Here is a 10,771-nt window from a genome sequence, read left to right as displayed (position 1 = left end):
CTCCAGTTGGTTGACGGTGAATACCACCAGTTGGAGGTTATTAAAACTCAGGTCAAAGATGATTGCGGTAATGCGATCGGCTTGATCGGTTTGGGTTTGGACGTAACGAAACAAAAAGAAGCTCAAAGACAGTTGCAAGAGTCGGAAGCGAGATTCCGCAAGTTAGCAGAGCAGGAAGCGCTGCTCAACCAACTAGCTAGCAATATCCGCGAATCTCTGGATTTAGACACTATTTTGGCCACCACTGTGCAGCAAATACGTGAATTGCTGCTGCTCGAACGGTGCATATTTATCTGGTATACAACCAACGAAACATCAGCATTTTGGAATGTAGAATACGAGGCAAAAAATGATGAACTACCTTCCTTGCTGGGTGTATTTCCGGCTAACATAACTGGTTCTCAAGCCGAGCGAATTGCAAATATTGAAATAATTCGGGTGGATGATTTTAAAAATGTTACCGATCCAGTAGAGCGGAATTTTTTCATGTCTATAGGATTACAGTCTCTGCTGGAGATTCCCATTCAGACATCTTCAGGTAAAATAGGGGTAATTTGCTGTAGCGCTTCTAGCAGCATCCGGTGTTGGAGCGATGAGGAAGTGGAAGTGTTAGTGGCTGTGGGCAATCAATTGGCGATCGCCATTAATCAAGCCGAACTTTACGAAACATCTCGCCTCGTCGCCGCCGAAGCCAAAGCAGCAGCCATGAAGCAAAAATTGCTCAACCAGTTAGGCAGTCAAATCCGCGCTTCTCTCGATTTAGATACTATATTGGCAACGACTGTACACCAAATTCGCGACTTGCTGCAACTCGATCGCTGCTTGTTTATTTGGTATCTATCCGATGCCGAGATACCAGCTTGGGATGTCGTCCACGAAGCTAAAAATGATGACTTGGTCTCGCTTGTGGGTTATTATCCTGCTAACCTAACGGGGACTCTGGTACAAAAAATAGCCAAATCGGAAATCTGCCAGATAGATGATGTTTCAATTTGGAGCGATCCCATAGAAAGAGAGTTCTTTTTGCAGCTGGGTTACAAATCTATGTTGGATTTGCCAGTCAAGAGTGCAGGGGGTTTAATTGGTGTTGTAGACTGCGTGGCTTGTCGCGAGATGCGGAGGTGGACACAAGACGAAGTGGATTTGCTATCGGCAATTTGCGATCAATTGTCGATCGCCATCAGCCAATCCGAACTCTACACGCAAAGCGTCGATTCAGCCCGAATGGCGCGAGAACAAACTGCCCAACTAGAAGCAACTCTGTGCGAACTTAAGCTTGCTCAAACCCAGCTCGTGCAAGCAGAAAAAATGTCGAGTCTCGGTCAGATGGTAGCAGGAATTGCCCACGAAATCAATAACCCAGTCAGCTTTATTTTCGGCAATCTTACCTACACAGAAGAATACACCACAAACCTGATGAAAATGCTGCAAATGTATCGAGATGAATACCCAGAACCACCTCAAGCTATTCAGGACGAAATAGACGTTTTAGAACTAGATTTCTTGCTAGACGACTTGCCCAAAATGCTGTCTTCGATGCAGGTGGGAGCCACTCGCATCCGGGATATTGTGCGGAGTTTGCGAAATTTCTCTCGCCTCGATGAAGCTGAGATGAAAAAAGTTAACATTCATGAAGGCATCGACAGCACCTTAATGATTTTAGAACACCGTCTGAAAGTTCAGCCCGATCGCCCAGCAATTCAAGTCGTTAAAGAATACGGACAATTGCCGCTGGTAGAGTGTTACGCCGGACAATTGAATCAGGTGTTTATGAATATTATAGCCAATGCAATTGACGCTTTACAAGAACCGCTTCTAAATCCGGCAATTATCCGCATTCGTACAGAGGTAGAAGGTAATTTCGCTGCGATTAGAATTGCTGATAACGGTGCAGGTATCACCGATAAAGTCAAGCAGCGGATATTTGATCCGTTCTATACTACAAAACCGATCGGTTCGGGTACGGGAATGGGCTTGGCGATTTCTCATTCTATTATTGTCGAAAAGCATAAAGGTGAAATCAAGTGTTTCTCTGTTGTGGGGAAAGGCACTGAATTTACGATCAAGATTCCGATTCAAAGAACAGAAAATTAAATAGGTTCTATAGGGTTAACTCTTAGGTACGTAGTTGCGCTTCAGCGCTCTTTCGGGTGCATCTGGCGCAAGGCGAATATATCCCTATGGGCTATAGCATGACCTCGGTGAATATGAGATGATAACTAATAACTTATATGCGGTCATGCTTCGCCCTCTTCCAAAACCAGATGCACCCGCTCTTTCATATGTATAAAAGCGCTGAAGCGCAACAACGTACCTTTATACAGTTGCGTAAATTCAGTTAATATGATATGAACAATCTAAAATCTGAAATCTGAAATCTGAAATCTGAAATGACATTACCTCCAGGCAATTTGGGTTTACCGCTAATTGGGGATACCCTCAACTTTTTACAAGATGCTCAATTCGCCAAAAAACGCCACCAACAGTACGGGCCAATTTTCAAAACCAGCATCTTCGGACAGCCTACCGTATTTGTGTCCGGCTCAGAGGCGAATTTGTTTGTTTTAAGCAATGAAAACCAGTATTTTGTTGTGAGTTGGCCTCCCAGCACAAAAGCGCTGTTAGGGCCGCTTTCCTTGTCGCTGCAAACGGGTTCCGACCACCAAAATCGGCGCAAGCTGCTGTACCAAGCGTTTCAACCGCGAGCTTTGGCTGGCTACATCGGCGGGATGGAAGATATCACGGGGCGCTATTTGCAAAGGTGGACACAAATGAGCGAGTTTGCGTGGTATCCCGAACTGAGGAATTATACTTTTGATGTTGCTTGCAAATTGCTAGTGGGGATTGATAATAGTTCGGAGAGTGAACTCGGTAATTATTTTAAAATTTGGTCTGACGGTTTATTTTCTGTTCCTTTAGATCTGCCTTGGACTCAGTTTGGAAAAGCCAAAAAGTGCCGCAAGTTGCTGTTAGCAGAACTGGAAAATATTATTCGCGCTCGACAGCAAGGAACTCCTAGCAAGAATGATGCTTTAGGTTTGCTGATTTGCGCTCGCGATGATGATGGCAATTCTCTGAGTTTGGAGGAGTTGAAAGATCAAGTGCTGCTGCTGTTGTTTACAGGACACTCGTCTCTAAGTTCTGCGATCGCCTCTTTTTGCCTTCTGCTGGCTCAAAACCCCGATGTGATGGCAAAAATTCGCGCCGAACAACAGCAGTTTTCGACCACTGAACCGCTAACTTTGGAACACCTCAAACAAATGACTTATTTAGAGCAGGTGCTGCGAGAAGTGCTGCGGTTGGTTCCGCCGTTGGCAGGCGGTTTTCGTCAGGTAATTAAGCCTTGCGAGTTGGGGGGCTACGAAATTCCTAAGGGTTGGATCGTGCTTTATGAAATTAATCAGACGCATCAAGATACCTCAGTTTATCCCGAACCCGATCGCTTTGACCCGGATCGATTCAGTTTGGAGCGATCGACAAATGCGAAACCTTTCAGTTACGTCCCCTTCGGCGGCGGTTTGCGGGAATGTTTGGGGAAAGAATTCGCGCGGCTGGAAATGAAACTGTTTGCGGCGAGGATGGTTCGAGAGTGCGAATGGGATTTATTACCGGATCAAGATTTAAATTTAATCCTAGTACCGACTCCGCACCCGCGCGACGGTTTGCGAGTGAAGTTCCGGCGAAAAATGACAAGTTCGTAGTGAGGACTTTAGTCCGCATCAACAAGAAGGACTAAAGTCCTCACTACAAACAGGTTCGCAATGAGGACTTTAGTCCGCAACAAGAAGGACTAAAGTCCTCACTACAAACAATCAAATAGGTTCGTAGTGAGGACTTTAGTCCGCAACCAGAAGGACTAAAGTCCTCACTACGAACCAAGAGCACAACTACATCGGCCCCAAATACTTAGTTAAATAAGGCGAAAACACCTCATAAATCAGCGTCAGCGGCTTCCCGTGATGCCAAAACAAATAGTGTCGCCCCCAAAAAGGCCCCGACTGTTGAAAAGCCGCCTCCAATGCCACCGACTCACCGCAATAAATGCCTTGCACATCGCGATACAATTCAGTTCGCAGGCGCGCTAAACTTGCCCAAATTGGCAAAGATTTATTTTCCAAATATTCATCTACGTGACTCGCTTCCCACCAAGAAGTCGCGTAGGCGAGGCGCTTTCCCGAAGCTGTACGCAGCCACACTTGACGGCGCAGGCGGGGCCCTGGAACCGCCACAATTTGTGCAGGCGCACCGTCTGCCTCTTCACCCACCAACGACATATCGATCACATCTACTTCTGTGGGTTCCCCTGTCAGCAGTTGCAGGTGACGGGTGGGGGAACCGTCGCCCAACAGCAGTATTTGCCATGCCGGTGCTAGCTTGCTGTGGGGTAAACCCTTCTGTACTGCGTCTTGGGCTCCTTCCCACAGGGGGTTGAGAGCGTGCCAGGTTTGGCTGTTTTTGGGTGTAAATGTTGCAGTCAAGGGTCTTTACAAAACTTAATTTTTTGTTTATTATAGCGCTTCTGCAATTATGGAATCTAAAATCTAAAATTTACAATTAAGTGGGGATAGCCCAAAAATCGCCTTTCTCGTCCACATGACCTATGGCTGCGATCGAGTTTGATAAGCTACTCGCCAGTTGTTTTACCAATTCCCAATTCGTAATTCCCAATTACTAATCTATACCTCACTCACTTGAGAATTTATATATATAGCCTTTCTCAAAAAGATGAGGTATAACAGACAGCTTGTAAAACCAATAAATTCACAGGGCTAAAGCCCAACAACATACCTCATCTTTCTGACAACTACTATATGTTACGAATAACCGAAATCAAACTCCCCTTAGATCGTGCTGAAGATGCGATCGCCAGCGCCATTGTCAAAAAGCTGCAAATTCCCCCCGAAGAATTGCTCAGCTACACCATCTTTAAGCGCAGCTACGATGCTCGCAAAAAAGCCGAAATAGTGCTTGTCTATATTGTGGATGTCGAGACAACACAGGAAAAGCAACTTCTCCAACGCTTCAAAAAAGACCCTCATGTGATGGTAACGCCAGACACGAGTTATCGCTATGTAGCCGAAGCCCCCAGCAATTTGACGATTCGACCTATTGTGATCGGTACGGGGCCGTGCGGGATGTTTGCAGGGCTGATGCTGGCACAAATGGGGTTTCGCCCGATCCTTTTGGAACGCGGCAAAGCTGTGCGCGATCGCACTGCTGATACGTTTGGATTTTGGAAGAAAAAAATTGAATTCAACCCAGAATCTAACGCCCAGTTTGGGGAAGGTGGTGCGGGTACTTTTTCCGATGGCAAGCTCTACAGCCAAGTTAAAGATCCCCAGCATTACGGGCGCAAGGTGCTGACAGAACTTGTAAATGCGGGTGCTTCGCGGGAAATTTTATATATTAATAAGCCGCATATTGGGACATTGAAACTTGTGGGAATTGTCCAAAATATGCGGGCAAAAATTGAATCCTTAGGCGGAGAGATTCGGTTTCAAACTCGTGTGGAAGATATTCACATCGAAAATGGCAAAGTGCAGGGAATTACCACGGCGAGTGGAGAATATATTGCTAGCAATTATATAGTTCTGGCGGTAGGACACAGCGCCCGCGATACGTTTGAGATGTTATTCTCGCGCGGTGTTTACATTGAGGCTAAACCTTTTTCGATTGGTTTTCGGGTGGAACATCCCCAAAGTGCGATCGATCGCTGTCGTTTTGGCGATCGGGCGGGCCACAAGCTTTTAGGTGCCGCCGATTACAAACTGGTTCACCATTGCACCAATGGTCGTTCTGTGTACAGTTTCTGTATGTGTCCCGGTGGTTTAGTAGTGGCGGCGGCGTCGGAACCGGGGCGACTTGTGACGAATGGGATGAGTCAATATTCTCGCAACGAACGCAATGCTAACAGCGGGATTGTGGTGGGTATCACGCCGGAAGATTATCCCGGTCATCCCTTGGCGGGAATTGAGTTTCAACGTCGCCTAGAAGAACGGGCATTTGAGTTAGGAGGTGGCACTTACAACGCTCCCGGGCAGCTTGTGGGAGATTTTTTGGCGAATCGCCCTTCGATCGCCCTAGGCGCTGTGCAGCCTTCTTATACGCCGGGTGTTGTGATGACTGATTTGAGCGAAAGTTTGCCGGATTTTGCGATCGCAGCCATCCGCGAAGCACTTCCAGCTTTTGACAAACAAATTAAAGGATTTGCGATGGATGATGCGGTTTTGACAGGAGTGGAAACTCGCACTTCTTCACCAATTCGGATTAAACGCAAAGACGATTATCAGAGTTTGAATACTGAAGGGCTTTATCCTGCTGGGGAAGGTGCGGGATATGCGGGTGGAATTCTGTCGGCGGGGATTGATGGAATTAAGGTGGCGGAGGCGGTTGCTTTGAGTATTTTACAATCTTGAAATCACCAAGTTTGAAAAATTAGGTACGTTGTTGGGCTTTAGCCCTCTTAGTTGTAGGGTGCGTCGCCATGAAAAATATCTGAAAAAAGTTCACAATCTACAGGGCGACGCACCTGATTTCTTTCATCGCACGAGTAATATCAAATCCGGCTTTTCCGGAATGATTGAACCGCAGAGAACACAGAGGACACAGAGTCCGAGAATACAGAGATGAATCATACTGTCTCAGATGTTGGTCAATACAAGGGAAAATCAGAAATGTTTTATGAGCAATCAGAATTCGACGTTCGTTGTGAATGGGGAATGCAAGGAGTTGAAAAACTTTCTCCAATCAGCGACGTTGTTATCATTATAGATGTGATGTCTTTTTCAACATCTGTAGACATAGCGGTACATAATGGTGCAATAATATTTCCTTATCGTTGGAAAGATGATACTGCTGTTGAATACGCGAGGTTGAAAAATGCTCAACTAGCTAGCTTCAAGCGTCGGTTCTCTGGTCAATTCTCCCTTTCTCCTTCCTCACTTGTTGGTATAGCTGCCAATACTAAGCTCGTTCTACCATCTCCCAATGGCTCAACATTAACGCTTGCAAGTATGGGCAAGCATACTCTGGCGGGGTGTCTGCGAAATTGTTTGGCTGTCGCTGAATATACTGCTCAACTCGGCGGTTCTGTTGCGGTGATTCCTGCTGGTGAAAGGTGGGACGACGGAACTCTCCGCCCCGCTATTGAGGACTTAATAGGTGCTGGAGCAATTATAAGTTATCTAAAAGGAACTAAGTCTCCGGAAGCACGAGCTGCGCTATCAGTCTTTAAGGATGTTCAACATTGCCTTGATTCTGCGCTATTTAGCTGCTCTTCTGGTAAAGAACTTACCGAGCGTGGTTTTAGTGAGGATGTAAAACTTGTAGCTCAATTCAACTGTAGCAACGCTGTCCCGAAACTTCGAGACGGAGCTTATTTAAATCAAAGCATCATTGCCGACAACGTTGTCAAACAGTTGTAGGGTGCGTCACCCGCAAGAAATCTCCGAATAAAAGCCCACAATCTAAAGGGCGACGCACCTGATATCTTCCATCGCCCGAGTTGTAAGGTGCGTCGCCCGTGCAATTGTCGATCGAATTTAGGGATATTTAATGGCTACACACCCTACGAATAGTTATGCAATTCAAATTTAATTGGTCATCTGTAAGGTGCGTCGCCCTGAGATTGTATGTAGACTTTAGGGATTGTTCGTGGCGACACACCCTACGAATACTGCGAACCTTTTTACACAGCAGCTAAGCGGAAACGAATTTCCGTATCCGTATATTCTGGCGCCCAGCCGTCCGTAGTAGTAAAATAGCGCACAGCTTTAATTCTCCGGGCCGCTGTCAGATAAAACCAGTGTTCTGTATTTGCCGGCACATTGATAAATTCTTCCGGCTGTACCGTAAGTTCAACTTGGCTGCCATCGGGCCGCACGAAGCCGAAAATGCCCTCGCCTGCTACGATATAGCGCACTTCATCGTCGGCGTGGATGTGGCAGTTGTTGAATTTTGACAGCAGGGTGTCGAGGTTGGGAATGTCTGGATGCAGTACGATTAAGTCGCGGGATTGATAGCCTGCGGTTTCCTGGAGTTGTTGGAAGTAGCCGTCGAGGGCTTGCAAGACTTGCTCTTTTTCGGTGTCGCTAAGGGCATCTTTGGCTAATAAATTTTGAATTTCTGGATTTTCACCCACAAGCCAGCGGTTGAGTTGAATGTTTAAGGGAGCGAGCTCGCGGGTAATGTCGCTCAGTTGAGTGTAGGTTGTACCGTTTTCGTGTCGCAGGATAGCCATTTTTGCACGTTCCAATTGTTGAGTGAGGTGATAACTAGAAGGAAGAAGGAAGAAGGAAGAAGGAAGAAGGAAGAAGGAAGAAGGAAGAAAAAAGACACCGCAAGCTTGTTAGCGATCGATATTTTACGTTTAATTTACGTCGATTTACTTGCAGCGGGGTACTTTGCAAGATGTTTGTCGATCGCGCCCGTAGCAGAAAAACCATTTTAACGCTAATTTGAACCGGCAAGATCCCTGTTCCACAAGACATAATATTGATAAGTCAGGCGCCCGATCGCAACCGCTGCGATCGGCATACTGACCTTATTCATGTAACTTTTGCAACAACTATGCCTACTTATACAGGAATTTCTAGCGAAGCTTTTCAGCATCCCCTCGATCGCCAGGCCGAGGCCGCATTACGCAGCGTACCTGGATTTGACTTAATTGCCAGCAAATTTGTAGAATTTGTCTACGAACGACCGCAGTTCGTTTACCTAATGGGAAATAGCATCCAAGTCGGCCCGCGCCAATATGCCAGCATTTATCATATATTTCGGGAGTGCGTGCAGGATTTAGATATTTTTCCAGAACCGGGTTTGTTTGTGTCTCAGAATCCCGCTGTTAACAGCTATGCTCTCGGGAAAAATCAACCCTATATAGTCTTAAATACAGGTCTTTTAGATTTGTTGGATGAGTCAGAAATCAAGACTGTTCTGGCTCACGAGTTGGGACACATCAAATGCGGGCATCCAACTTTAAATCAAATGGCGATGTGGGCGATGAGCATCGCATCAACAATTGGCGAGATGACTTTGGGGCTGGGAAATATTGTCGGTAGCGGTTTGATTTTCGCTTTTTATGAGTGGCGGCGGAAGGCTGAATTATCTGCGGATCGGGCTGCTTTGTTGGTGACAGATGATTTGAACTGTGTGATGAAGACGATGATGAAACTTTCGGGAGTTAGCAGTAAATATGCAGATCAATGCAGTTTGCAAGAATTTATCCGTCAGTCTGACAACTATCAAGATCTCGATCGCGACAATCTCAACCAAGTGTATAAATTTTTACTTTACAACGGCGGCCAAGGCGTGATGCTGAGTCACCCTTTCCCGGTTGAACGTTTGCGGTATTTGCGAGATTGGGCGGCTTCCGAGGAATATCGGCAAATTAAGCTGGGTAACTACAAGCGGGCTGTAGCAGAGGGTGCGGTTGATGTCAAGTCTCAGGCATCTAACAGCGAGACGGAGGCTTTGCGCCGTCAGATTGAGGAGTTGCAGCGGGAGATCGATCGACAAAAATCTAAGCAAAAATAAGTTGAGGATGTGCCGCAAGTACCTTGCGGCTGTTATTACCGCCTTCAACCACTGTTTGCGTAAGTCTTTGAAAATTTACCGGATTTGGGGGAGGGAGGAAAGTAAAAGGAAGACAGGCTGCGGATCTCCCATCCCGCTACCTCGCAATTATATTAGAGTGCGATCGTCCCCAACAGTCATAGCTTACACTCGCAACTCGCCTCCAGTCTAAAAACTGTCCTCTTTTTTCTGAAATCTGTTTCTCAGAAGGTGTAGTTTAAATCTAGATAAGCTTATAACTCAATCGGGGCAAGAAAAAAATGATTATTGATAAAGCAATGAATACTCACAAACCAACTTCTAATTTTTTCGGGAATGTCGGAAAAGTTGCGATCGCCCTCAGCGTGCTAGCTGCCGGGATGGCATTTACAAATCCTCCGAGAGATAAATACCTAACTTATGCTTCCGGCGTACTCGAAACCGAGTTTAAAAACACCGTGCGTAATGATTCCCGCGTACCCAAAGCTTTGAGTGGCGTTGCAGAGACTTTGCTGACTTCGCAGCGGGGATCGATCGAACACTTGCTCGACAATACAACGGAACGTCAGAACTTTGGCGTTGTCAGCATTTACACAACTCAACTAGGTAAAAAAAGCTATCAAACGGTTGGAGCTTTTGGCAATTTCGTTACCCTCCCACCTAGTTCGGCAAATGCTGAAAAGTAATGTCAAATTAAGTTAAATTATAGAAACCGGGCTTGCGATCTAGCCCGGTTTTTACTTGTCAAAAATAATTAGTTTTAAGCCAGAACTTTTGTAACAGAGAAATTAAAATCAGACTATTAGACCTCTTGAAAAAAAGTCTATAGCGGTTATCAGAAAGATTCGCGGACGTTGTTGGGCTTCAGCCCTCTTTCCGATATCCCAGCAAGAGCGCTAAAGCGCAACTACATACCTGGATTTAATAGACATCTTGCAAAAAAATCTATGTGATAATTAAAGATTTATAGCAATCCTAAATGATTGATGAAGATTGGTAGGGGTAGTGGATGGTGCGTGCCTACCCCATATCTATCGGGGCAACCTGGATCTTTAAGAGCCACTACAAAAATTATGTAAATGATGCGAGGACTACTATAGCAATCCTAAATCATTTTCTATGTATCGGTAGTATAGGTGTACTGATTGATTTTGGGGAAATTAAATTTATGTTCCTTGGTGAAAAACTCAAACAAAAATTTGACGATTTTAAAAGACTT

At 45.7% G+C, this 10,771-nt stretch carries 10 protein-coding genes; 8 read left to right on the top strand and 2 right to left on the bottom strand.

Annotated elements, in window-relative coordinates:
* Positions 1-2,094, top strand: a 2,094-nt coding sequence (locus QZ918_RS32125; protein ID WP_293342924.1) for a GAF domain-containing protein, incomplete at its 5' end; no start/stop codon positions are given.
* Between the two features lie 296 nt (positions 2,095-2,390).
* Positions 2,391-3,701: a cytochrome P450 gene (locus QZ918_RS32120; protein ID WP_293342921.1), complete on the top strand. Its 1,311-nt coding sequence runs from the start codon at positions 2,391-2,393 to the stop codon at positions 3,699-3,701.
* 186 nt (positions 3,702-3,887) lie between these two features.
* Here the strand turns inward: QZ918_RS32120 and QZ918_RS32115 are convergent, their stop codons facing one another.
* Positions 3,888-4,478, bottom strand: a complete 591-nt coding sequence (locus tag QZ918_RS32115; RefSeq protein WP_293342918.1) for a chorismate lyase — start codon at positions 4,476-4,478, stop codon at positions 3,888-3,890.
* Positions 4,479-4,811: 333 nt separating this feature from the next.
* Between QZ918_RS32115 and QZ918_RS32110 the strand changes: the two genes are divergently transcribed.
* Positions 4,812-6,416, top strand: coding sequence for an NAD(P)/FAD-dependent oxidoreductase (locus QZ918_RS32110; protein WP_293342914.1), 1,605 nt, complete (start codon positions 4,812-4,814; stop codon positions 6,414-6,416).
* Between the two features lie 210 nt (positions 6,417-6,626).
* Positions 6,627-7,424 (top strand): 2-phosphosulfolactate phosphatase, encoded by a 798-nt coding sequence (locus QZ918_RS32105; RefSeq protein ID WP_293342911.1) that lies wholly within the window; start codon positions 6,627-6,629, stop codon positions 7,422-7,424.
* Positions 7,425-7,687: 263 nt separating this feature from the next.
* Here the strand turns inward: QZ918_RS32105 and QZ918_RS32100 are convergent, their stop codons facing one another.
* Positions 7,688-8,239: a 1,2-dihydroxy-3-keto-5-methylthiopentene dioxygenase gene (locus QZ918_RS32100; RefSeq protein ID WP_293342908.1), complete on the bottom strand. Its 552-nt coding sequence runs from the start codon at positions 8,237-8,239 to the stop codon at positions 7,688-7,690.
* 27 nt (positions 8,240-8,266) lie between these two features.
* Between QZ918_RS32100 and QZ918_RS32095 the strand changes: the two genes are divergently transcribed.
* The 4 genes from QZ918_RS32095 to QZ918_RS32080 form a co-directional block, all read left to right on the top strand.
* The gene (locus tag QZ918_RS32095) at positions 8,267-8,449 is read left to right on the top strand and encodes a hypothetical protein (protein ID WP_293342905.1); all 183 of its coding nucleotides are present in this window, start codon (positions 8,267-8,269) and stop codon (positions 8,447-8,449) included.
* Positions 8,450-8,568: 119 nt separating this feature from the next.
* On the top strand, positions 8,569-9,534 hold the full coding sequence (locus QZ918_RS32090) for a M48 family metallopeptidase (protein ID WP_293342902.1): 966 nt from the start codon (positions 8,569-8,571) through the stop codon (positions 9,532-9,534).
* 317 nt (positions 9,535-9,851) lie between these two features.
* The gene (locus tag QZ918_RS32085) at positions 9,852-10,238 is read left to right on the top strand and encodes a DUF4359 domain-containing protein (protein WP_293342899.1); all 387 of its coding nucleotides are present in this window, start codon (positions 9,852-9,854) and stop codon (positions 10,236-10,238) included.
* Between the two features lie 323 nt (positions 10,239-10,561).
* Positions 10,562-10,771, top strand: a 210-nt coding sequence (locus QZ918_RS32080; protein ID WP_293342896.1) for a hypothetical protein, incomplete at its 3' end; no start/stop codon positions are given.

Origin of the sequence: Microcoleus sp. CAWBG58 (genome assembly GCF_020883045.1) — a bacterium.
Lineage (GTDB): Bacteria > Cyanobacteriota > Cyanobacteriia > Cyanobacteriales > Microcoleaceae > Microcoleus.
Note: the sequence above shows the minus strand (reverse complement) of the source record. Positions and strands in the feature narration are given on the sequence as shown.

Bases quoted from the DNA above. Each gene is read 5' to 3' on its own strand.
- QZ918_RS32120 (WP_293342921.1), top strand. From the start codon at position 2,391: ATGACATTACCTCCAGGCAATTTGGGTTTACCGCTAATTGGGGATACC.
- QZ918_RS32110 (WP_293342914.1), top strand. From the start codon at position 4,812: ATGTTACGAATAACCGAAATCAAACTCCCCTTAGATCGTGCTGAAGAT.
- QZ918_RS32105 (WP_293342911.1), top strand. From the start codon at position 6,627: ATGAATCATACTGTCTCAGATGTTGGTCAATACAAGGGAAAATCAGAA.
- QZ918_RS32100 (WP_293342908.1), bottom strand. From the start codon at position 8,239: ATGGCTATCCTGCGACACGAAAACGGTACAACCTACACTCAACTGAGC.
- QZ918_RS32090 (WP_293342902.1), top strand. From the start codon at position 8,569: ATGCCTACTTATACAGGAATTTCTAGCGAAGCTTTTCAGCATCCCCTC.
- QZ918_RS32085 (WP_293342899.1), top strand. From the start codon at position 9,852: ATGAATACTCACAAACCAACTTCTAATTTTTTCGGGAATGTCGGAAAA.